Below are 21966 nucleotides of genomic sequence, written 5' to 3' on the forward strand. Positions count from 1 at the left end.
CCAATTGTAGTCGTATGCAGGGTGCATGTGCTGAAAATGATGTATTATCGCAGCAATTCCCCTATTTGAGTATGAAGATGTCTAAAATGATGTATATTCGCAGCAATATGGCGTCTGAGCACCGCACCGGAACTAAAATATTAATGATGTTAACTCATCTTAAACGGAACACTGATCCTGGAGAAAAATTAAAGATGATGTAATCTAGCCAGAACCTTATTCTGCATGACATGACAGCATTCAGACCTCAAGCCACCCCGCTCAATAATTCCGATATACATAGGGATTCTCAGGCTCCGGGATGGCCTCCCAGGAGGTGACGCGAAGAACGGGTATGGTCTGCTTGAACGGCTGGTACAGCTGAGAGGTCAGCACCCCCGACACATGAACCCAATCATCGTTGTTCAGCGTTGTCCCTTTGGGAAACTCCACGAGCATGCCGAAGATGCCGGAGTCAGCAACGCAATGAATAAACCCAAAGCGGAATACGAAGTAATGGCTGTCCTCGACTTGTTCTCCCTTGTATGCAAAGCCGGTAAAAGAGATATTTTTCCCCATAAATGTGCCTGGGAAGTTGTAGATAACCTCCATACCCTTCATATAGTTGCTGTCATCCAGCGCGATGGTGTCTAATCCAACAAAATCCTTGAGCTCCTTGTTTTTGAGCTTATCGTAGCCCTCCTGGCCATAGAAGACGCTCGAGTCCGGCTTCAGGAATTGATGCTCGCCAGGCATGCCGTCCGACATTTGCTCCAGCTCGGCTGGGAAGGAGAAGCCTTTGGCTTTGACAAAGCTGGAATCCAGCGTCTGCACCGGCAGGAATATACCTGTAACGATGGGCACAAACAGAATGAGATAACCGACGCCACGCTTCCATCTGGACTTTGGCTCATGAGAATGGCCAAACACGTCTTCCTCATGATCATGATGGTGTGAATGGGGATGTTCATGATCGTGATGAGCGCAGCAAGAGTTGTCATGGGCTGCTTGTCTGGTGGCAGAAGCCGAGTGCTCGGAGGCTGGAATGGACGGCTCCGTATCTGCCGGCAGACTAGCATCCTCCAGCCTTTTTTTGGCCTTTTCCTCCATTTGCACCCGGACAAACTCAACAACGCACAGCACCAGCAACAACACGATCGCGCTTATGGACAGATAGGCGTATTTGGTATTAATGTATTTGTTCAGCTGGCCTTCCTGATGAATAATAGCGAATAGAAGGGCAAAGCCGACCAATATGGCAAATCGAATCATGTGACAAACCTCCCGACTAACAAGGATGCGGTAAAGGTGCTAACGGCCACAAGGGCAATGAGCGCCAATACAAATTTGGTGCGGAACGTGCCGAGCAGCATCAGCGTGTTCTTAATGTCAATCATCGGGCCGAACACGAGGAACGCGGAGATGGAGCCCAGCGAGAAGGTGCTGCGGAACGATGATGCGATGAAGGCGTCTGCTTCCGAGCACAGCGACATGGTGAAGGCCAGCGCCATCATAACCAGTGACGCCGTAACGGGATTGTTGCCGATTTGAAGAAGGGAGGACGTTGGTATAAAGGTCTGCATGCTGGCCGCGATAAATGCGCCAAGAACCAGATATTTGCCCACCGAAAAAAACTCGTCCACCGCATGCGTCAGCACCGATCCCATACGTGGAAAAAACCGCTTGGCCGGAGGGGCTGGAGCAGGCGTCTCCGAGGCAGCCGCAACCGCCTGTTGGGCGGGGCTGTAGTCTCGAAGCGGCAAAATCGGGAACCAATAGGCGACTGCGACCGACGCGATCAGCGCAACTGCGAAAGCCATGCCTGCGCGGATGGCGACAACTCGCCAATCATTGCCGAATGCGACGAACGTCGAGAACAAGACGATGGGGTTGACGATGGGGCCTGTCAGCATAAACGCGATGCCGGCGTTAAGAGGCACGCCCTTCTTCAGCAATCTTCTGGTGATAGGCACTATGCCGCATTCGCAGGACGGGAACAAGAGACCGACGCTGCAGCCGAACAGGGAGCTGAGCAATCGGTTTTTGGGCATGATGCGGGAGATCCACTGCTCCGTAATAAAGGATTGAATGAAGCCGGATACGATAACCCCGACAAGCACAAATGGAATGGCCTCCATCAGCATGCTAAGAAATATGGTATTTAATTGTAGGAACGTATTCATCTTGCGTTCACCTGCCTGGAGGAAATGGGGCATACATCACTTGCTTGACCCTATTAAATATAGCACATATCCCTTCAAAACTTCATGCCGGCAAAACACAAAAAAGCCTCCAGCCCTCAATGGGCTGGAGGCTTATGCACTTCAATTACTTAACGGCAGCTTCGTAACGCTTGCCGACTTCTTCCCAGTTCACAACGTTCCAGAACGCTGCGATGTAGTCAGGGCGTTTGTTCTGGTAGTTCAGATAATAAGCATGCTCCCAAACGTCCAGACCCAGGATCGGCGTCTCGCCTTCCATGATCGGGCTGTCTTGGTTAGGCAGGCTGTATACTTTGAGCTTGCCGCCAGCTACAGCCAGGAACGCCCAGCCGCTGCCGAAGCGAGTTGCGCCAGCTTTGGCGAATTCTGCCTTGAATGCTTCGAAGCCGCCGAGCTCGCTTTCGATAGCTGCAGCAAGAGCGCCAGTAGGAGCGCCGCCGCCGTTAGGGCCGATTGTTTCCCAGAACAGGCTATGGTTAGCATGGCCGCCGCCGTTGTTGCGGACAGCTGTGCGGATGGATTCAGGCACGCTAGCGAGGTCGCCGATCAGCTCCTCGATGGATTTGCTTTGAAGCTCTGGAGCGGATTCAAGAGCGGCATTCAGGTTCGTCACATAAGCGTTGTGGTGACGGCCGTGATGAATTTCCATCGTCAGTGCGTCGATGTGTGGTTCAAGTGCGTTGTGAGCGTACGGCAATGCAGGTAGTTGATGAGCCATTATTCATTACCTCCCAGATTTATGTAGGTTTATCATAGATATTATCCCTTATCGCAACGAATAAATCAACATTGTTGTTGAAAAAGTCGCCTTTACCCCAGTCGAAGATAGGGGCCTAGCCTATTGTGCCACGCTTTCATTTTTTTAACCACAATACGCGGTCGCTAATCCTGACAGGTCTCAATAGCGGCTTTCTCAAAATATAAGCATATATAAGTTTTCTCTATACTGGGACGGCGCAGCCGTTTACGCTAGACATTATAGAATATCTTTTTGTCGCGCTTCGGACTCCACGACGCTAACGGACAAAAAATGCGCTTAGAGCTCGAATTTGACTCTTTCCAGCCTGTAACGGTCAAACTGGACGCTTAGCCGTCCTAAACGCAACGACTTTCCCTCAAGTGTCGTTCTAAGGTTCGAAAATGCCCGTTACAATTTCGGGCGACCAATTAGAAGGGTGTAAAGGTTTTTTTTGTCCGTTAGAAGCCTCAATGGTAAGGTTGGCGTCGTCGAGACGATGTCGAAAGGGAAGTTTTAATCAAGGACGCCGTCAGGCCATTTTTTCATTCAAGCGAAAAATATAAAGAAATTATGTTGTAAGCGCTTAAAATAAAGCGTTTTCACTAGAAAAACGGCGATTTTTCTAATTTTTTAAAGAATTTTAAAGAAAAAAGAAGGATTACACTATATTTCGTCGTATAATATACGAGTACGAGACTATGATATGGTAGAAGGTGTTTATTGAATGAACGTACGTTCCTTCCAGTTGTCCGATTACAAACCGCTTACGGAACTGCTAGAGGAAGTTCTGACAACGGAATGCTATGAGCAAACCATGGAAGCATTTGCCAGACAGTTATCATGGGATAGCGAGCTCGTTCTAGTCGCCGTCAAACAATCAGAAATCGTAGGAATGATTATCGGCACGATCGATAACAACAAAGGCTATTATTATCGAATTGCAGTATCTCCGCAGCATCAGCGTATTGGCGTAGGCAAAGCGCTTGTAACAGCACTGCGCCAGCGCTTCGAGCACAGGAATGTGTCGAAGATTCTGATTACGGCGGACGAGCATAACGAGCCTGTGCTTCCGCTGTACGAAGCCATGGGCTTCGCCTCTTCGGACTTCTTCCGCTCCTTCCAGAAGCTGAGTATCGTAACGGGGTAACAGAGATATTATAGGCAATTCGTGTTTTCGTTCGGGCATATCTGGATCGCCGTTGCAATTGGCGCTCAGATATGCTTTTCTTATTACTATAAGGAATCTGAGGAGCACGAGCAGCATGGTAACATACGAGCAATGCATCATTAAGAGCTTCAAGCATAACGGCCATCTTCATAGGCTTTGGCAGCAGAATTGGCTTGTGCCGAACGAGCTTCTGCTCGATGAGCACAGGAAGGAAGCCATGATCGTGCTCATCAACCGGCAAACACCTATTCAAGAGTCCGATGGCAAGCAATGGATCAGCCGTGTGCCGGCTGTTTCTTATTTTATCCCGGGGCAATGGTTTAACGTGGTTTCGCTGCTGGAGCCGAATGGCGTAAGATATTACTGTAATATTGCTTCGCCACCGTACCTCCAGGGCGGGGTGCTTACGTATATCGATTACGATCTGGACGTGATTCGAACGACTGACGGCAGCCGGTATATCGTAGACCAGGATGAATACGAGCAGCATAAGAGGCTGTATCATTATCCCCATACCGTTCAGGACAAAGTGTATGAGGGGTTAAACGCTTTGCTTGGACGAATCGAGCATAAGTCCAGCCCTTTCTCCGATGAAGCGGCATACGCTTACTATGAAGGCTGGCTGGAGCATACTGGCGGAGAACCGGAGTGAAGGAGCAGCCAACCCCATTCCTGAGAGGCTGGTTCAGGACAGCGGCAGCAGCGATTGCGCTCGTTCTGCTTGTGCACTATTGGGTGTTCACGGTGTCGCCCATACATGGGCATTCGATGGAGCCAGCTCTACGGGAGAACGACTGGGTCGTGGTCAACAAGGCAATATACGGGCTGGATCGTCCCCGTAACGGGGATATTGTGGTATTGGCAGGCGACGATAACGGGTATTGGGTGAAACGCGTAGCAGGGGAGCCTGGCGATCGTATTGAGCTTGCCGGAGGCAGGCTGTATCGCAACGGCCAGAAGATAGACGAGCCTTATACGGGCGAATGGAGCGGCGAGACGAGCTACGGACCGATTGTTGTGGAGGCGGGCAGTTATTTCGTACTTGGCGATAACCGGGGACTTAACGCAAGCTTGGACAGCAGGGCCATCGGTCCTGTGCCCCTGGATCACATTAAGGGCAGAGTGGACTGGATCGTATGGCCGATCCGGTCTGCGGGTCCATTATAGCCATTCGACATTTGGAGGTGGATAATATGAAGCAAGTGATGATCTACACGGACGGAGCGTGCTCCGGGAACCCCGGACCTGGCGGCTGGGGCGCGGTGCTGTTCTATGGCGAGCGGCGGAAGGAAATTTCTGGCGGAGAGAAGGCCACGACCAACAATCGGATGGAGATCCAAGCCGTAATCGAGGGCCTTAGCCTGCTGAAGGAGCCGTGCGAGGTCAAAGTATACAGCGACTCCGCATACGTCGTGAATTGCTTCCAGAAGGGATGGATTCACGGCTGGCTGCGGAACGGGTGGAAGAACAGCAAGAAGGACCCTGTCGAAAATCAGGATTTATGGAAACGGCTATGGGAATTGATGAAGCAGCATTCAGTTGAATATGTGAAGGTCAAAGGCCATAGCGACAATGAATGGAACAATCGCTGCGACGAGCTGGCCCGCGAAGCGATCAAAAGGCTGTAGAGATGAGCGATCGTTGGGAAGAGCTGAAGCAGGAGCTGAAGCGTTCAGCCCGGGAGCTCGGCATTGACGCGATTGGCGTTGCTTCCGCTGATCCATTCACGCTGCTGAAGGATAGATTGCTCCGCCATCGGGAGCTGGGCAGGGAATCCGGCTTCGAGGAACCGGATTTGGACAAGCGGACAGACCCTTCTCTGCTGTTCGACAAACCCAAAAGCATAATCGCTATTGCGGTTGCTTATCCCTCCAAGCTGGCGGATCCTCCGAAGTCGGAGCCCGGTGAGCGCCGCGGGATCATGTCGAGGTCCGCGTGGGGCGAGGATTACCACAAGGTGCTTCGGAACCGATTAGGGCGTCTGGAGGAGTGGCTGCTTGAGCGAGTGCCCGAGGCCCGAGTGGAAAGCATGGTGGATACGGGAGCCTTATCGGATCGCGCCGTCGCGGAGCGGGCTGGCATTGGATGGAGCGCCAAAAACACTATGATCATGTCCCATGAGCTGGGCTCCTGGATCTATCTGGGGGAGATGATTACCAACCTTCCGCTGCCGCCGGACGAGCCGGTTACTGAAGGCTGCGGCACTTGTACCAAATGTATAGACGCATGTCCAACAGACGCGCTTGTTGGCCCTGGAGAGCTGGACGCCAAGAAGTGTATTTCATTTATTACGCAAACCAAAGGCATGGTATCGGATGAGAATATGCGCAAGATCGGCAATCGCTTATATGGGTGCGATACGTGCCAAATTGTATGTCCGGTCAATCGGGGCAAAAACTGGACGCAGCATGCCGAGCTGCAGCCCGATAACGAGCTGGCCAAGCCGCTTCTAATTCCGCTGCTCACGATCGGCAACCGGGAGTTCCAGGAGCGGTACGGCCAGACCTCATCGGCGTGGCGGGGCAAAAAGCCGATACAGCGCAATGCCGTTATCGCTCTGGGCAATTTCAAGGACAAGTCGGCTGTGCCGGATTTGATCGGCGTACTCAAGAAGGACCCGCGTCCTGTGCTTCGCGGCACCGCTGCATGGTCGCTGGGCCGAATCGGCGGCGAGGAGGCCGAGCAGGCTTTGCGGGAGGCCCAGGCGAGCGAGCAGGATGAAGAGGCGCTGGAGGCTGTCATAGCGGCTTTGAGCATGCTTGAGTCATAGCGTGAGCTGCCGGCAGAGCGGCCGGGAGGAGGATGTACATCCTGGCCTGCCGTCTTGCCAAGCGACTTGATGACGCGGGGGAGGAAATGCTCCGCTTGCATTGCGTAACAAATGTGGACATGCTATAGTGCAGGGTGCTAAGATCGTATTGAACTACCATTACAATATTGAGAGGAACAGGTGACATAGATGGAATGGTATCATATCGTAATTCCGATTGTGACGCTAATCGTTGGAGCGATCGGCGGATTTGCAGCAGGCGTGTTCTATCTGCGCAAGCAGCTTGAGAAGATGCAGAACGATCCCGAGATGATTCAGAAGATGGCGAAACAAATGGGATATAATCTGAACAAGCAGCAGATGACACGCGCGCAAAACATGATGAAAAACCAAAAATTTCCTCGCAAGTAACAGCACCTGGGGAAGGTTCGGAAGGAGCGGGTACGGATGGCGGGCTTAAAGGATTACGTCAACACAAAGGTATCGACCAACCGCGAGCAGATCGAATACCACGTGAAAGAAATATTGAAGCTGATTGGTGAAGACGTCGAGCGTGAAGGTCTGCTGGATACGCCAGCCCGTGTTACACGCATGTACGAGGAAATATTCGCCGGCTACGAGGTGGATGCCAAGGATGTGCTGGGCGTGACGTTCGACGAGCAGCATGAGGAGCTTGTCATCGTGCGGGATATCGTCTATTACAGCCAATGCGAGCATCATATGGCGCCTTTCTTCGGTAAAGCGCATATTGGCTACATTCCAAGCGGTAAGATTGCTGGACTAAGCAAGCTTGCGCGCCTCGTAGAGGCCGTAACGCGCCGTCTGCAGGTGCAGGAGCGCATTACATCGCAAATTGCGGACATATTGGACGAGGAGCTGGCGCCGCACGGCGTAATGGTGGTCGTGGAAGGCGAGCATCTATGCATGTGCGCAAGAGGCGTGAAGAAGCCGGGAAGCAAGACGGTGACGTCGGCGGTTCGTGGTGAATTCCGTACGAGCGCAGCGCTGCGCTCGGAGTTTCTGGCGTTACTGAAGCAATAAAGAATAGGTATAAGAATAGAGCATGGCGGCATCCCTGTAGGCAAGCGGGATGTCGCCATGCTCTATTTGTCTAAGCTTCGGCTTTCGCCCCGTTCTCTCCGTCGACCTGGCTGAGAAACAGTGCCGTCCGCTGAATATACTCCCGAGGATGCATACGGAACAGCAGCTCATGCTGTCCGTTATCCACGATCCAGGAGCGGGTCAACGAATGGCGCTGATTATTGGCAATGGCCTCCGCGACTCCATAAGGCGCTTTGGCGTCCTGAGTTCCGTGAATAATATACATCGGCATATCATAGGCGTTCGCAATGACTTCTTCGGCCGGGATTGAGCCGAAGTCCGTGCCGGTCCAGAGCGGAATCATGGTCTCAATCAACGGGAGCGATGGAAACTTCGGCAGCGGCACGAACTGATTGAGATTGTCGAACAGCGCCTCAGAGCTTGGGACGAACAAGCTGTCCAGAATCATGGCGTCAATCTCATCAGTCTGAAGGGCGGTCTGAAGCGCTGTTCCTGCGCCCATCGAGAAGCCCCATACAACAATGTCCTCCGCCCCTCGCGACTTGGCATAGTCAATGGCGGCAAGGAGCTGCTGAGATTCCTCGCGGCCTCCAGTCGCAGGTGCCTTATATTGCTTGGACGCGTAGCCGTAATCGAATAGCAGAACATTGTATTGCAAGCTGTGCAGCAGCTTGGTCAGCTCATACATAGGCACCCAGGCTTCTTCCCGATTCGCGCCATAGCCATGGGAGAATACGACCGTTCTTGCAGCATCGTTGGCGTCGTTAGCAGAAGCGGGCACGTACCAGCCGCTGACAGTCGTCTCACCGCTGTGGCTTGCGAATACGACATCCTCATAAGCGACGCCTATGGCTTCCTCGGGATTCGAGGAGAGCGGCGCGACGTAAGGATAAGCCAGGAGCCAAGCGACGTAGCCATGAAAGAGGATAATGGCAATTAAGCACATCGCGGCCATAGAAGCGACCAATGCGATGAACACATGCTTGTTGCGTTTCTTTCTCTTGCGATTATGCGCGACAGGCGGCGAGGCGTGCCGGGCTGGATGAGGGGCTAATGCCTCAAGTGAAATCGTTGTTGTTATGATGTCGCTCATCCCTATATCCCTCCTAAGCCCCATATTTAATGGAAGCGCTCTCTAATCGTTATCTCTTTAATGGTAGTAGGGACCTAGCAGCCTGTCAATTCATGTCGCCCGATTGTTAGCGCCTTGTAATCGTTCTGTAATATTAGAGAAGTGTTTGAGAATTAATTTCAATTAAAACGAAAAAAGGTTTCATTTGATGAAACTTGTTCTATAATAGAAGAGTATAGGCAATGGGAGGAGTTATGCGATGGATGAGGGGAAATCGACGGTTCGCGCTGTTGATCGGGCGCTGGATATATTGTTATGCTTCACAACCAAAACCGATTGGGCAATGACAGAGATCGCGGAGCATGTTGGTCTGCATAAAAGCACGGTTCATCGTATGCTGGCGACGCTTGAAGAGAAGGGCTTTATTGAAAGAGACCGTTCCACGGACCGCTATCATCTCGGGCTGAAGGTGTGGGAGCTGTCCGCCAATCTGTCGCGGACGGATGATCAGGCGACAATCTGGCTTCCGGAGCTGGTGCGTCTGCGCGATCAGCTTGGCGAGACGGTCAGCATCTATGTGCGGGATGGCGCGGAACGGATTCGTTTGCAGGCGGTTCAAAGCAATCAGCCCGTGCGCAGAGTTGCGCCGGTGGGTGTAAGGCTGCCGTTGTATGCCGGAGCCTCCAGCAAGGTGCTCATCGCGTATGAGGAGCCGTCAATGCAGGAAAGCTTGCTTCAGTCGATAGCTTGGCCGCAAACAGTCGATCTGGAGCAGTATCGGCAGCAGCTGCTGGAGGTGCAGGCTCAAGGCTACGCCACCAGCTTCGAGGAGAGGGAGGAGGGCGCGGCCGCTTTGTCTGCTCCTATCTTCGACAGGAACGGTAAGCTCGGCGCCGCCTTGTCCGTCTCTGGTCCCGCCAGTCGCTTGAAGCCCCAAACCATGCGCGATTACGCGCCGGTCATGATTGAAGCGGCGCGCAGAATGGGCACGATGATCAGGTAATGATAATGGGCTTTGATAAACGCCAAAAAGAACCCTTCCTCCTCCCGAATCGGGAGGAGGAAGGGTTTCTTGTAGAATTCTCGGAATGAAACGTTGAATTACATGTTAGCGATCATCTGGCGAAGCACCGTCTGCAGGATACCGCCATTACGGTAGTAGTCCACGTCCACGAGGGAGTCCAGACGGACGATAGCCGGGAATTCGAATGTTGTGCCGTCTGTGCGAGTCGCCTTCACGACAACAGTCTGGCCCGGTTGAACCTCGTTCGAGAGACCGGAGATGTCGAACGTTTCTGTTCCTGTAATGCCAAGCGTATTCCAGCCGTGGCCTTCCTGGAACTGAAGCGGAAGCACGCCCATGCCGACAAGGTTGGAGCGGTGAATCCGCTCGAAGCTTTCCGCGATTACGGCTTTTACGCCCAGCAGGTAAGTGCCTTTGGCTGCCCAGTCACGGGAGCTTCCTGTGCCGTATTCTTTGCCTGCGATAACAACCAGGTTTTTGCCTTCGGCTTGATATTTCATGGAAGCGTCATAGATGGACATCACTTCGCCTGTTGGCAGGTAAGTGGTTACGCCGCCTTCCGTGCCTGGAGCCACTTGGTTACGGATACGGATGTTCGCGAACGTGCCGCGCATCATGACCTCGTGGTTGCCGCGACGGGAGCCGTACGAGTTGAAGTCCTTGCGCTCTACGCCATTCTCGATCAGGTATTGGCCGCCAGGGCTGTTCACCGTGATGTTGCCTGCAGGGGAGATATGGTCCGTAGTTACGGAATCGCCCATAAGCGCAAGCACGCTTGCCGATGGAATATCAGCGATGTCGCTGACATCGGAGCCCAGGCTCTCGAAGAACGGAGGATTCTGAATGTAAGTGGACTTCGCATCCCACTCGTAGCTTTCGCCTTCCGGTACGTCGATTGCGTTCCAACGCTCGTTCTGCGTAAATACATTTTCGTATTTGGCGTTGAACATCTCAGGGTTAAGCGATTGAGCGACAGCTTCCTTGATCTCAGCGTTCGTCGGCCAGATGTCCTTGAGGTAGACAGGCTGTCCGTCTTGATCATGGCCGATTGGATCATGAGCCAGATCGATATTCACGGTTCCCGCAAGCGCATAAGCGACAACAAGCGGCGGAGAAGCCAGGTAGTTCGCTTTAACCTGAGCGTGAACGCGTCCCTCGAAGTTACGGTTGCCGGACAATACGGCAGCTACCGTCATATCGTTGTCGGCGATTGCTTTGCTGACCTCATCCGGAAGCGGACCGGAGTTGCCGATGCAAGTCGCGCAGCCGTAGCCAGCCACGTGGAAGCCAAGCGCCTCAAGGGATTCCAGAAGATTTGCTTTTTTCAAATATTCCGTAACAACCAGGGAGCCTGGCGTCAGGGAGCTCTTCACGTAAGCCGGCTTAGTCAAGCCGCGCTCTACCGCTTTTTTGGCTACAAGGCCAGCGCCGAGCATAACGCTTGGGTTGGACGTGTTCGTACAGGAAGTGATAGCGGCAATAACAACCGCGCCTGTACCCATCTTGGATTGAACGCCATCTGCATGTTGAACCGGAACAACCTGCTCGATTTTCTCCTCGCTCAGACCGTATCCGCCCTTGTCGATCGGCGTGCGGATAATGTTGTTGAACGATTCCTTCATCGCTGTCAGCTCAACGCGGTCCTGCGGACGCTTCGGACCGGCCAGGGATGGCACGATTGTGGACAGGTCCAGCTCGATAACGTCAGTGAAGACAGGGTCTGGCGTATTGTCGTAGCGGAACATATCCTGCGCTTTGTAGTAGGCTTCAACCAGCTGAATTTGCTCCTCTGTACGGCCAGTTTGACGCATGAAGTCAAGCGTTTCGCTGTCGACAGGGAAGAAGCCGATTGTTGCGCCATATTCTGGAGCCATATTGGCAACCGTTGCGCGGTCAGCCAGGCTGATGTTGGACAGGCCAGGGCCGAAGAACTCGACGAACTTGCCTACAACGCCTTTCTTACGAAGGATTTGAGTAACGGTCAGCGCCAGGTCAGTTGCCGTGGAGCCTTCAGCCAGGCTGCCCGTCAGCTTGAAGCCGATAACCTCAGGCATAACGAAGTACAGCGGCTGGCCCAGCATGCCTGCTTCAGCCTCGATACCGCCAACGCCCCAGCCCACAACGCCAAGACCGTTGATCATCGTGGTGTGGGAGTCAGTGCCCACAAGGGAGTCCGGATATACAACCGTCTCGCCGTCAGTTGTCTTCGTAGCGGCAACGGATGCCAGATACTCCAGGTTCACCTGGTGAACGATACCTGTTCCCGGAGGAACGGCACGGAAGTTGTCGAACGCCGTTTGCGCCCAGCGCAGGAAGCGGTAGCGCTCCTCGTTGCGCTCAAACTCAACCTTGGTGTTGTATTCAAGTGCTTCAGGGCTGCCGAATGCGTCAACCATAACGGAGTGGTCGATAACAAGGTCAACCGGAACGAGCGGGTTGATTTTCTTCGGATCTCCGCCTGCTTTCTTCACAGTGTCGCGCATAGCTGCCAGGTCAACGACAACCGGAACGCCTGTAAAGTCTTGAAGCACGATACGCGCAGGGATAAATGGAATTTCCTTGTCCTCGCGGCCGTTGGCCCAGTTAGCCAGCTGCTTGACATGGTCGCCTGTAATGCCGCGGCCGTCGAACTGGCGTACAGCAGCCTCAAGCAATACTTTAATGGAGAAAGGCAGCTTGGAAATCTCGCCAATACCTTGCTCTTCAAGTCCGCCGAGACGGTAGTAAGCGTAAGACTTGCCGCCCGATTCCAGCGTTGTGCGAACGGAATACTCATTTTGTTTTGACATCGCTAATCTCCTCTTCTTGAATTGGACATTTTGATGTTTCATTAGGTGAAACACAATTTCAAAATCCTATACCTCTAGTATAGCTTTAATAAGGGCATTCCGTAAAGTCCAATTCTAACCGTATTGCGAGAAAGATGACATGATGAGCGCCGTCAGCCCATATAATGAAGCAGGCCGTTGTGGCCATGGAACGCCACGCAACATTATCCTTTTTCGGAGCGGGAGGGAACGAGATGTCCAAATCAGGCAAACGCTCGTTTGCAGGCGGACGGACGGGACGCGGCGATAAGAAAGCAAGGCCGGTTGCGAAGACAGCTTCACCCGCGAAAGCCCGAATTCAACATAACGCTTCAAGCCAGAGGCAGCAGCCCCAGATCAGCTCGCTCATTCAATCCTCGAACTCGGCGGCTCCAGCAACTGCGGTCCAAGGCGCAAGCTGGAGGACTGCCGTTCAAGCCTATGTCAGGCTGTATAATCAAGCCGAGACCGATCAGCATTCCCGCGTGCTGGCGGATTTTCTGTCCGATCGCGTGCATGGCGACAGGCTGAGCGTTCGACTGGAGCGCATCCGGGACCGCGACTTGTACAGAGGCGCGCTTCCCGCTGGCAGCGAAACGAAGGCAGAGCTTGTCCGGGTGAACGAATCCGCAAGCGAAGTCATCGTCTTGATCAGGCTGCATATTAAAAGAAGAATGGAGCAAGGCGGGCTCTATTATATGGAAGAGCGCTGCGAGCTTGAACGACTGTGGCTTGCCGCCTCAGGCTCCCGCTGGGACGTGGTGCAGGTCGAGCCCATCATCTCGGAGCGCAGGCCCCGCTTCGGCGCGGCAGCGCACCAGCTCGCTTCGGAGCCGGAGCAGGTGTCACGGGACGAGGTGTATGTGATGCCGTCTTTGCCCTACTTAAATTATGACCTAATGCCCCAGCTCCAAAACCGGTTAACCGGCATTCGATACAGGAGAGATTTGGCAGCGGCCTATGCCGACCGGTGGTGGAATGAAGGCAATCCGGCATATGAGCTGTTCGAGGTCAATTGCACGAACTACGTATCCCAATGCATCTTTGCAGGCGGTGCTCCTATGAACTATACTGGTAAAAGGGGCAGCGGCTGGTGGTACAAGGGAAGATCGAGCGGCCAGGAATGGTGGAGCTACAGCTGGGCTGTTTCCCATGCCTTGACACAATATTTGGCCGTCGCGCGCAAAGCGGGTCTGCATGCTATCGAGAAGCAAGCTCCTGAGGAGCTCCAGCTCGGCGACGTCATTACATATGACTGGAACGGCGACGGGCGCTTCCAGCACAGCACGATCGTCACCGCCTTCGATTCGGCCGGCATGCCGCTTGTGAACGCCAATACGGTTCCGAGCAGGCACCGTTATTGGGATTACCGGGATTCGTACGCCTGGACGAAGGGTACACGCTATCGTTTTTTTCATATACCCGATACGCTATAAGAGGTTGTTCAAATGAAATATGACATTATTAATTATTCCGGAGGATCATTATGGGGAGCAAAGTGAGAGTAGGGCTTGTATACGGCGGCAAATCCGGCGAGCATGAAGTATCGCTGCAGACCGCGTTCGCTGTTATGCGCGAATTCGATTACAGCGCTTACGAAATCAAGCCATTCTATATTACGAAGCAAGGCGAGTGGAGGAGCGGGGAGCTGCTGCTGGCTCCGCCCGATAACGTCGAATCGCTCCGTCTGGGAAGCGGGGAGCAGGGCTCGTCCTCGCTGTCGCTGTCGCCGCTGTTCAGCGCCCTTGACGCGGCTGCGGCCGGGGGTGCTCCAGCCAAGCAGGCCAAGGTCAGCGGTGTGGCGGCTGTGCCTGCAGAGCAACCGAATGAAGAGGCGATTGACGTCATGTTCCCGCTGCTGCACGGCACATTCGGCGAGGACGGAACGATCCAAGGTCTGTTCGAGCTTGCGAATGTTCCTTATGTGGGGGCCGGCGTACTTGCTTCCGCTGTAGGCATGGACAAGATTATGATGAAGAAGGTATTCGCGCAGGAGGGGCTTCCGCAATGCGTATTCCGCTACTTCAATCGCACGCAGTGGGAGAAGGACGCCTCCTTCTTCATTATGGAGTGCGAGGTATCGCTGGGTTATCCGTGCTTCATTAAACCTGCGAATCTGGGCTCCAGCGTGGGCGTATCCAAGGCGAAGAACCGCGAGGAGCTGATCGCGGCTGTCAATTATGCCCTCCGCTTCGACCGCAAGGTCATAGTAGAGGAGTTTATTGACGCGCGGGAAATTGAGGTGGCGGTGCTCGGCAACGACGAGCCTAAAGCTTCTATCGTGGGGGAAATTGCTCCGTCTAATGAATTTTACGACTATAAGGCAAAATACATCGACGGTAAATCAACGATGATTATTCCGGCGGATATTCCGGAGGAGATCTCGACAGCCGTCCGGGAGATGGCGGTACGGGCATTCCAGGCGATTGACGGCTCCGGTCTGTCGCGCGTTGATTTCTTCCTGCGCAAGCAGGATCAGCATATTATGATTAACGAAGTGAATACGCTGCCCGGCTTCACGCCGTTCAGCATGTATCCGCTGCTCTGGCGGGAGACCGGCGTTCCATACAAGGAGCTGCTGGACACGTTGATTCGTCTGGCTATCGACAGGCATAAAGACAAGCAGCGCATCGACTATACGGGAGATTCCGCGCAATAGCGGGATCAGCTCCAACCATCAAGCAATGTGCCGCGCGGCGCCTCCTTCTGAAGGACGCTCTGCGCGGCTTATCCTATTAGCTGATTAGCTCGTGAAGGGATGGATATGAATATGGGATTTCAGACGGAATTCAACTCGGTATGCAAGTTCAAATCGGAGCAGGAGCTGTATGAATTGTTGGAATACGGCAAGGGCAAAATGGTAAAGAGCGGCTTCCGCGTCTATCCTACAGGCCAGAAGGTCATCGCGTATACGCCGAATAACCAAGCCATTGCGATTGTGCGCATCTCGGCATCCATTGCGGAGATCAACTTCCAAGGCGAAGAAGTGACGCAGGTCGAGATGGAGCTGGTCAGGAAGCTGACGGCTGAGGAGTCGAAGGTGCAGACTGCGCTGGCTCACGAAATGTTTTTTGGGGAGAGATCATAAGGGATGATTGTCAGATTCGGCTTCGTCGCGATGAGTCTGCTGCTGGAGAACGCGTCACCGTCCCGCACGATGACGTACGCGACCTTCTCCAAGCTGGATGACCGCGAGGCGGCCATACGCAAGCTGGAGCGGATTGCGGAAGAGAACGTAACCAGCTCTCTGCGCATTCTGAAGCATGCCAAGGCTCATGATATCCAGATGTACCGATTCTCCTCCAAGCTTATCCCGCTGGCTACCCATGAGGCGCTTATAGACTGGATTCCTTATGAACGACTGACGGAGCCATTCCGGGAGGCTGGAGATTTCGTTAAACGGCAGAGTATACGCGCCTCGTTCCATCCCGATCACTTCTGCGTGTTCAGCACGCCGAGGCCGGAGGTGCTGGAGAAGTCACGCCAGGATCTGGAGCATCATGTTCGGATGCTGGAGCTGATGGGACTGGACGAGACCAGCAAAAACAATATTCATATGGGCGGGGCGTATGGCGATAAGGAAGTGTCCGGCCAACGCTTCATCGAGCAGTTCAGCTCTCTGCCGGACAGGCTCAAGCATCGCGTGACGCTGGAGAACGACGACAAAACGTTTAATGTGAAGGAAACGCTTGCCGCTGCTGAAGCGGTAGGGGTGCCTATGGTGCTGGATATTCATCACCACGCAGTGAATCCCGGCGATACGGAGGAGGACGAGCTTATGAACGGCTTGTGGCCTCGAATCATCGCTACGTGGCAGAAGGAAAGGGAGCGTCTGGGCTTGCTGGACGCCTCTCAGCTTCCGCCCAAAATTCACGCCTCCAGTCCGAAGAGCTTAACTGATCCTAGAGGACATGCGGACAACGTTGCTGCGGAGCCGCTTCTCCATTTCCTCCGAGGGGCAGCCAAGCATGCCGACTACGTGGACTGCATGCTGGAAGCCAAGCACAAGGATTCGGCGCTGCTGCAGCTTATGGAGGATATGAAGGAGCTCGAAGCCAAAGGCGAAGGCGTCAAGATGATCAACGGAGGCCGTGTTGAAGTTGTGCCTTATTAAGCGTATAAGGCGGGGGGAGCGTTCCTTCCCGCCTTGTGCTGTCGCATGGAGCCTTGGACAGGCTTGAAACCGTTTACGAGGGCGATTCCGATGTTTACTTGCATTCCACAATATTGGCGAAACGAAACCAATCAATCAGACGTATAACAAATAGTTGTGAGCAATGCTGACCGTTATGAACGATTTTGAACTGGCATGATAATTATCTATCATTCAAATACATAAGGGGTGTGAGAACGTGAACGAGGGGAACCATAACGCTTCTATTATTGGGAGCAAGAGCTTCACCGCAGTCGCGATCAACTGCGCCGCCAAGGCGGGGGAATGGATAACGACGAAGCTGGGCAATTACAGCAGCCTGGAGCTTAAGCATTCAGCCCATGACCTGGTTACGGAGGTAGACAAGGGCTCGGAGAGGCTCATTCGCAATTTGATAGGGACACACTTTCCGACGCATGGGTTTCTTGGCGAAGAGGGAGTAGAGCCAGGGCCAGAGGCTTCTGCGCAAGCGCTGGAGGAAGCCAAGGAATCGGAATATCTATGGATCGTTGACCCCATCGACGGCACAACGAACTTTGTGCACAGCTTTCCATTCTTCTGCGTATCCATCGCACTCGCTTACCGAGGAGAGGTGATCGTAGGCGTTGTGTACGATCCCGTGCGGGACGAATTGTTTGTGGCGGAGAAGGGGAAGGGCGCTTACGTGCGCGGCAAACGAATGAGCGTCTCCAATGACGCGACGCTGAGAGAAAGCTTGATCGCGACGGGCTTCCCTGCGGATCATCGTGAGGCGCTGCCTATGAATTTGAAGGGCGTCACAGCCATCGCGCCGCAGGTGCGCAATCTGCGAATTGCCGGCTCTGCGGCGCTGCATATGGCGTATGTGGCTGCAGGCAGATTAAGCGGCTTCTGGGAAATCAGCCTGAATAGCTGGGACCTTGCGGCTGGAGCGCTGCTCATCCAGGAATCGGGCGGCGTCGTGACGGATACCCGAGGGGAGCCGTATTCGCTTTCCGTTCGGAATGTCGCGGCCAGCAACGGCCATCTGCACAAGGAGCTGCTTCAAGCGCTGGAGCATGCGGGAGCTCAGGGCTGATGAGGCGCGCGAGGCTGCTGTTGACAGCGACCTTGGTGCTTTCTCTCCTTGCTTCCGCATGCGCAAGCGGCGGCACTGGCGACACAGGCAGGGCAGAGTCGCCTCCAGCGGCTGTTTCGCCGTCGCCAAGCGCCGGAGCCAGCGCCGGCAACGGCAATGCGTCGACTCCTGGCCCTAGTGAGACGGTCTCGCCGTCGACTAAGCCTTATGAGGTCATCGCCGCCGAGCTTCGTATTCCTTGGTCGATCGCGATCGCTGGGGATACCGTGTACATGACGGAGCGGGAAGGGGCGATCGTCAAGGTCCAGGACGGGCGGACAACCCGCGAATCCGTGCGCCTGACGGAATCGGTTCTGCACAAAGGAGAAGGCGGCCTGCTCGGTCTGCTGCTGGCTCCGGACTTTGCAGAATCCGGTCTTGCTTACGCGTATCATACGTATGAGCAGCGGGGCAGAACGGCTAATCGAATTGTCCTGCTTCGCAAGGAAGGTGCGGAATGGGCGGAGCAGAGGGCGATATTGGAGGATATACCGGGTGATACCTATCATAACGGAGGCCGCCTGGCATTTGGCCCAGACGGCATGCTGTACGCTACGACGGGAGATGCGGAGGAGCGGGCGCTGTCGCAGGACAAGAGCAGTCTCGCCGGCAAAATATTGCGGATGACGCCAAACGGCGATATCCCCGCAGATAATCCCATCAAGGACTCCTATGTCTATTCATACGGCCATCGCAACCCGCAAGGATTAGCCTGGACGAGCTCAGGCGAGATGTACAGCACCGAGCATGGGCCATCTGGCAATCCCGGCGGACATGATGAGGTGAACCGGATCGAGCCGGGCCTCAACTACGGCTGGCCGTCCATTATCGGGGACGCGGCCCAGGAGGGCATGGTGACGCCGCTTTATCACACCGGGGAAGAAGCCATCGCACCCTCCGGCACGATAATCGACGAGCAAGGCAGACTCCTTATTGCCGCGCTCCGAGGAGAAGCGATCTATCGCTATACTCCGGAGACGGGGAAGATGGAGGTGCTCCGTCAAGGCGAGGGGCGCGTGCGAGACATCCAGCTCGTGGACGGGCGACTCTATTTCATTACGAACAATACAGACGGGAGAGGCCAGCCGACAAGCGATGATGACAGGCTGATTGCCATTCCATATCCGTCCTGAAGGAACAACAAGGGATCTGAATGCCGCGCGTCGGTCATCAGATCCCTTGTTGCCGTGCAGTGAGAGCGCGCCGGGGCTATAGGGCCGCCATCGCTTGGCGCGCTGCTTCGATCGTGGCGTCGATGTCGGACTCCGTGTGAGCCGTTGTCAGGAACCAGGCCTCGTATTTGGAGGGCGCAAGATTAATGCCCTGATCCAGCATCAGACGGAAAAACTTGCCGAAGCGTTCGCCGTCCGTATCCTGTGCCTCGTCATAATGCGTGACGGGGTGATCGCAGAAGTGGGTGGAGAAGGAGCCGCGAATGCGGTTGACCGTGAGCGGAATGCCATTGTCCGCGGCTGCGCTCCTGAGTCCATCCGCCAGCTTGGCGGCCAAGGCGTCCATCCGATCGTAAATGCCGGGCTGCTGAAGCACCTCCAGGCAAGCGATGCCCGCGGAGATGGAGGCCGGATTGCCCGCCATTGTACCGGCCTGATAAGCGGGTCCAAGCGGAGCGACCTGCTCCATGATGTCGCGGCGTCCGCCGTAGGCGCCGATGGGCAAGCCGCCTCCGATTATTTTGCCCAGGGCGGTCAGATCGGGCTCAATAGCGGAATGGTCGGGGAAGGCGGAGAACGTCTGCGCCGAGCCGTAATGGAAGCGGAAGGCGCTGATGACCTCATCATAGATTACAAGCGCGCCGGCCTCCCGCGTCAGCTTGCACAGCCCTTCGAGATAGCCGTCATGCGGCATGACCATGCCGAAATTGCCGACGATGGGCTCCACCATAACCGCCGCCGTATCGCTGCCCCAGCGCTGAAGCGCCTGCTCCAGAGCGGGGAGGTCGTTGAACGGAACCGTGATGACCTCATGGGCGATGCTGGTCGGGATGCCCGCGCTGTCGGGAATGCCGAGCGTGGAGGGGCCGGAGCCCGCCGCGACGAGCACAAGATCGGAGTGGCCGTGATAGCAGCCTGCGAACTTAATGATTTTGTTGCGCTTGGTATAGGCTCTTGCGACACGGATCGTCGTCATGACGGCCTCCGTGCCGGAGTTGACGAAGCGCACCTTGTCCATAGAAGGAATGGCTTGCTTCAGCATTCGCGCCAAGGTAATCTCCAACTCGGTTGGCGTGCCGTAGAGCGTGCCATTCGTTGCCGCGCGTACGATCGCCTCCGTAATATGGGGATGGGCATGTCCCGTTATAATGGGCCCGTACGCGGCCAAATAGTCGATATAGCGATTGTCGTCGACATCCCAGAAATAAGCGCCCTCTGCGCGCTTCATGAAGACGGGAGCGCCGCCGCCGACTGCCTTGAAGGAGCGGGAGGGGCTGTTGACGCCGCCTACGATATGCTGAAGTGCGTCCTGGTAGAGCGCTTCAGAGGTTGGTCGTTGATTCATAGTCAATATTATCAATCCTTTCGTGGATAGGTAGAAGAGAAATAGAGCACGCGAGGTGCTCTATCTCATCGATGCAGCTATGGGGTGTCTGTCTATAGCTTGCCGTTTCCCGCGCTTCCTGTGCTTCCTGACGTGCCGCCTCCGCTGGCGTCAGGCGACGGCGACGGGCTGGGCTCCGGAATTGTCTCATCCTTCGATAACACTTCCTGCACGTAGCCGAGCAGCGCATCGTCATCCCGAATGCCGATTACAGAGGCGCCTCCGATATGATCCTCGCTTACGAGCTCCATTGGCGGAATTTGGGCAGTGGCGCCGACATGGCTCTCCAAGCCGAGCTGGCCCAGCTTCAGCATATCGGTTACGCTTAGATTCGTTTCGATATAAGGCGACACGCTTTCTAATATTTGCTTCATCTGAATCAGGTTCCATGTCTTCTGAAGCTCGTCCGCGACGGCCTTCAGGAAGTTGCGCTGCCGCTCTGTTCGTGTGAAGTCGCTCATGGCATCATGGCGGAATCTGACGTATTGAAGCGCCTTGTCTCCGTCCAGCAGCTGGTACCCCTTCTGCAGGTCGATATCATATCGGTTCTGATCCGCATTATCCGTATAATACATGTCCTTCTCGACGTCGAACCAGATGCCGCCGAGCTTGTCGATCAATGCCTTGAAGCCTTCAAAATCGGTATAGACGTAATACTGGATTTCCAGACCCAGCATATCGCCGACCGTCTTCATCGCCAGAGAAGGTCCGCCGATCGTAATAGCGGAGTTCACTCTTGCCTGGCCGTAGCCCTCGATATCCGCATAGGTGTCGCGGAGAACGGAGAACAGATGAGCCTTCTTCGTGACAGGATCGAAGGAAGCGACCAGAATGGAGTCGGAACGAGCGATCTCGCCCTCCTGGGCGTCGCGCGCGTCGCCGCCAAGCAGCATAATGTTGACGCGCTCCTTGCCTTCCCACTTCGGCACCTCGACCGTTTTCTCGGGCTCTATATCCTTGAATATCGAGTTCTCCGGCGATTTCTGCATGCCATCCAGCTCTCCAAGCACGCCGGCGCCCCAGACGCCGACCGCCGCAATAACTAAAGCAAGCAATATGGATAAGCTAATGACTATCCATTTCCATTTGGGTGATTTGGTTTGTTTTGACCGTGATCGCATCTCGCGAGGTCTCCTTTCAATAATAGACGGTTTCAAGCTTCGGAAGCAGAGGGCTGCGGAACTGTTCTAATAAAATGCACAGTTTACGCATCGAGCTAACTGATGTATGATTACATATCATAAAATTATAAAGCTGATGCCTTGATAGTTGCAAGTTTTATCAATTTGGGCACAATATAGTCGCTATTTCCCAGGAA

General features: G+C 54.4%; 21 protein-coding genes. 14 read left to right on the forward strand and 7 right to left on the reverse strand.

Translation table 11 applies throughout. The features are described 5' to 3' along the window. Positions 1–261: 261 nt before the first annotated feature. The 3 genes from AB1S56_RS05535 to AB1S56_RS05545 all read right to left on the reverse strand — a co-directional run bounded on the left by AB1S56_RS05535 (position 262) and on the right by AB1S56_RS05545 (position 2919). Positions 262–1251: a TIGR03943 family protein gene (locus AB1S56_RS05535; protein WP_340872340.1), complete on the reverse strand. Its 990-nt coding sequence runs from the start codon at positions 1249–1251 to the stop codon at positions 262–264. Continuing rightward, positions 1248–2162: a permease gene (locus AB1S56_RS05540; RefSeq protein ID WP_340872342.1), complete on the reverse strand. Its 915-nt coding sequence runs from the start codon at positions 2160–2162 to the stop codon at positions 1248–1250. Before AB1S56_RS05540 ends, AB1S56_RS05535 begins: the two co-directional genes overlap by 4 nt. 145 nt (positions 2163–2307) lie before the next feature. Beyond that, positions 2308–2919: a superoxide dismutase gene (locus tag AB1S56_RS05545; RefSeq protein ID WP_340872344.1), complete on the reverse strand. Its 612-nt coding sequence runs from the start codon at positions 2917–2919 to the stop codon at positions 2308–2310. Between the two features lie 745 nt (positions 2920–3664). Between AB1S56_RS05545 and AB1S56_RS05550 the strand changes: the two genes are divergently transcribed. The 7 genes from AB1S56_RS05550 (at position 3665) to folE (ending at position 7919) form a co-directional block, all read left to right on the forward strand. Further along, a complete protein-coding gene (locus AB1S56_RS05550) occupies positions 3665–4087 on the forward strand; it encodes a GNAT family N-acetyltransferase (RefSeq protein WP_340872347.1) in 423 nt (140 codons plus the stop codon). Between the two features lie 115 nt (positions 4088–4202). Continuing rightward, on the forward strand, positions 4203–4760 hold the full coding sequence (locus tag AB1S56_RS05555) for a DUF402 domain-containing protein (protein ID WP_340872349.1): 558 nt from the start codon (positions 4203–4205) through the stop codon (positions 4758–4760). After that, positions 4757–5275 (forward strand): signal peptidase I, encoded by a 519-nt coding sequence (lepB, locus tag AB1S56_RS05560; RefSeq protein WP_340872351.1) that lies wholly within the window; start codon positions 4757–4759, stop codon positions 5273–5275. Before AB1S56_RS05555 ends, lepB begins: the two co-directional genes overlap by 4 nt. Before the next feature lie 26 nt (positions 5276–5301). Beyond that, positions 5302–5736, forward strand: a complete 435-nt coding sequence (gene rnhA / locus AB1S56_RS05565) for a ribonuclease HI (RefSeq protein ID WP_340872353.1) — start codon at positions 5302–5304, stop codon at positions 5734–5736. Positions 5737–5738: 2 nt separating this feature from the next. Continuing rightward, positions 5739–6878, forward strand: coding sequence for a tRNA epoxyqueuosine(34) reductase QueG (gene queG / locus AB1S56_RS05570; protein ID WP_340872356.1), 1140 nt, complete (start codon positions 5739–5741; stop codon positions 6876–6878). Between the two features lie 189 nt (positions 6879–7067). Further along, positions 7068–7289, forward strand: coding sequence for a YneF family protein (locus AB1S56_RS05575; RefSeq protein ID WP_340872357.1), 222 nt, complete (start codon positions 7068–7070; stop codon positions 7287–7289). Positions 7290–7325: 36 nt separating this feature from the next. After that, on the forward strand, positions 7326–7919 hold the full coding sequence (gene folE, locus AB1S56_RS05580; protein ID WP_340872359.1) for a GTP cyclohydrolase I FolE: 594 nt from the start codon (positions 7326–7328) through the stop codon (positions 7917–7919). A 70-nt stretch (positions 7920–7989) separates the two neighbouring features. On the opposite strand, the gene AB1S56_RS05585 is transcribed toward folE, so the two are convergent. After that, a complete protein-coding gene (locus AB1S56_RS05585) occupies positions 7990–9033 on the reverse strand; it encodes an alpha/beta hydrolase (protein WP_340872362.1) in 1044 nt (347 codons plus the stop codon). 238 nt (positions 9034–9271) lie between these two features. On the opposite strand from AB1S56_RS05585, the gene AB1S56_RS05590 reads away from it, so the two are divergent. Continuing rightward, on the forward strand, positions 9272–10015 hold the full coding sequence (locus AB1S56_RS05590) for an IclR family transcriptional regulator (protein ID WP_340872364.1): 744 nt from the start codon (positions 9272–9274) through the stop codon (positions 10013–10015). 98 nt (positions 10016–10113) lie between these two features. Here the strand turns inward: AB1S56_RS05590 and acnA are convergent, their stop codons facing one another. After that, complete coding sequence (acnA, locus tag AB1S56_RS05595; protein ID WP_340872366.1) at positions 10114–12825, reverse strand: aconitate hydratase AcnA; 2712 nt, start codon at positions 12823–12825, stop codon at positions 10114–10116. A gap of 233 nt (positions 12826–13058) precedes the next feature. On the opposite strand from acnA, the gene AB1S56_RS05600 reads away from it, so the two are divergent. The 6 genes from AB1S56_RS05600 to AB1S56_RS05625 all read left to right on the forward strand — a co-directional run bounded on the left by AB1S56_RS05600 (position 13059) and on the right by AB1S56_RS05625 (position 19225). Then, entirely contained in the window at positions 13059–14279 is a 1221-nt protein-coding gene (locus AB1S56_RS05600) for an amidase domain-containing protein (RefSeq protein ID WP_340872368.1), read from the forward strand. A gap of 50 nt (positions 14280–14329) precedes the next feature. Next, complete coding sequence (locus tag AB1S56_RS05605; RefSeq protein WP_340872370.1) at positions 14330–15502, forward strand: D-alanine--D-alanine ligase; 1173 nt, start codon at positions 14330–14332, stop codon at positions 15500–15502. Between the two features lie 111 nt (positions 15503–15613). Beyond that, positions 15614–15931, forward strand: a complete 318-nt coding sequence (locus AB1S56_RS05610; RefSeq protein WP_340872423.1) for a hypothetical protein — start codon at positions 15614–15616, stop codon at positions 15929–15931. A 3-nt stretch (positions 15932–15934) separates the two neighbouring features. After that, positions 15935–16957: a UV DNA damage repair endonuclease UvsE gene (gene uvsE, locus AB1S56_RS05615; protein ID WP_340872372.1), complete on the forward strand. Its 1023-nt coding sequence runs from the start codon at positions 15935–15937 to the stop codon at positions 16955–16957. Between the two features lie 238 nt (positions 16958–17195). Then, positions 17196–18053 carry an inositol monophosphatase family protein gene (locus tag AB1S56_RS05620; RefSeq protein WP_340872374.1) on the forward strand — a complete coding sequence of 286 codons (858 nt, stop codon included), beginning with the start codon at positions 17196–17198 and terminating at the stop codon, positions 18051–18053. After that, complete coding sequence (locus AB1S56_RS05625; protein ID WP_340872375.1) at positions 18053–19225, forward strand: PQQ-dependent sugar dehydrogenase; 1173 nt, start codon at positions 18053–18055, stop codon at positions 19223–19225. Before AB1S56_RS05620 ends, AB1S56_RS05625 begins: the two co-directional genes overlap by 1 nt. A 76-nt stretch (positions 19226–19301) precedes the next feature. On the opposite strand, the gene AB1S56_RS05630 is transcribed toward AB1S56_RS05625, so the two are convergent. Further along, a complete protein-coding gene (locus tag AB1S56_RS05630) occupies positions 19302–20609 on the reverse strand; it encodes a glutamate-1-semialdehyde 2,1-aminomutase (RefSeq protein WP_340872378.1) in 1308 nt (435 codons plus the stop codon). Between the two features lie 92 nt (positions 20610–20701). After that, complete coding sequence (locus AB1S56_RS05635; protein ID WP_340872379.1) at positions 20702–21769, reverse strand: LCP family protein; 1068 nt, start codon at positions 21767–21769, stop codon at positions 20702–20704. Positions 21770–21966 lie beyond the last annotated feature (197 nt).

The organism is Paenibacillus sp. PL2-23 (assembly GCF_040834005.1).
In the GTDB taxonomy this organism is placed as follows: domain Bacteria; phylum Bacillota; class Bacilli; order Paenibacillales; family Paenibacillaceae; genus Pristimantibacillus.

Bases quoted from the DNA above. Each gene is read 5' to 3' on its own strand.
- AB1S56_RS05535 (WP_340872340.1), bottom strand. From the start codon at position 1,251: ATGATTCGATTTGCCATATTGGTCGGCTTTGCCCTTCTATTCGCTATT.
- AB1S56_RS05540 (WP_340872342.1), bottom strand. From the start codon at position 2,162: ATGAATACGTTCCTACAATTAAATACCATATTTCTTAGCATGCTGATG.
- AB1S56_RS05545 (WP_340872344.1), bottom strand. From the start codon at position 2,919: ATGGCTCATCAACTACCTGCATTGCCGTACGCTCACAACGCACTTGAA.
- AB1S56_RS05550 (WP_340872347.1), top strand. From the start codon at position 3,665: ATGAACGTACGTTCCTTCCAGTTGTCCGATTACAAACCGCTTACGGAA.
- AB1S56_RS05555 (WP_340872349.1), top strand. From the start codon at position 4,203: ATGGTAACATACGAGCAATGCATCATTAAGAGCTTCAAGCATAACGGC.
- rnhA (WP_340872353.1), top strand. From the start codon at position 5,302: ATGAAGCAAGTGATGATCTACACGGACGGAGCGTGCTCCGGGAACCCC.
- queG (WP_340872356.1), top strand. From the start codon at position 5,739: ATGAGCGATCGTTGGGAAGAGCTGAAGCAGGAGCTGAAGCGTTCAGCC.
- AB1S56_RS05575 (WP_340872357.1), top strand. From the start codon at position 7,068: ATGGAATGGTATCATATCGTAATTCCGATTGTGACGCTAATCGTTGGA.
- folE (WP_340872359.1), top strand. From the start codon at position 7,326: ATGGCGGGCTTAAAGGATTACGTCAACACAAAGGTATCGACCAACCGC.
- AB1S56_RS05585 (WP_340872362.1), bottom strand. From the start codon at position 9,033: ATGAGCGACATCATAACAACAACGATTTCACTTGAGGCATTAGCCCCT.
- AB1S56_RS05590 (WP_340872364.1), top strand. From the start codon at position 9,272: ATGGATGAGGGGAAATCGACGGTTCGCGCTGTTGATCGGGCGCTGGAT.
- acnA (WP_340872366.1), bottom strand. From the start codon at position 12,825: ATGTCAAAACAAAATGAGTATTCCGTTCGCACAACGCTGGAATCGGGC.
- AB1S56_RS05600 (WP_340872368.1), top strand. From the start codon at position 13,059: ATGTCCAAATCAGGCAAACGCTCGTTTGCAGGCGGACGGACGGGACGC.
- AB1S56_RS05605 (WP_340872370.1), top strand. From the start codon at position 14,330: ATGGGGAGCAAAGTGAGAGTAGGGCTTGTATACGGCGGCAAATCCGGC.
- AB1S56_RS05610 (WP_340872423.1), top strand. From the start codon at position 15,614: ATGGGATTTCAGACGGAATTCAACTCGGTATGCAAGTTCAAATCGGAG.
- uvsE (WP_340872372.1), top strand. From the start codon at position 15,935: ATGATTGTCAGATTCGGCTTCGTCGCGATGAGTCTGCTGCTGGAGAAC.
- AB1S56_RS05625 (WP_340872375.1), top strand. From the start codon at position 18,053: ATGAGGCGCGCGAGGCTGCTGTTGACAGCGACCTTGGTGCTTTCTCTC.
- AB1S56_RS05630 (WP_340872378.1), bottom strand. From the start codon at position 20,609: ATGAATCAACGACCAACCTCTGAAGCGCTCTACCAGGACGCACTTCAG.
- AB1S56_RS05635 (WP_340872379.1), bottom strand. From the start codon at position 21,769: ATGCGATCACGGTCAAAACAAACCAAATCACCCAAATGGAAATGGATA.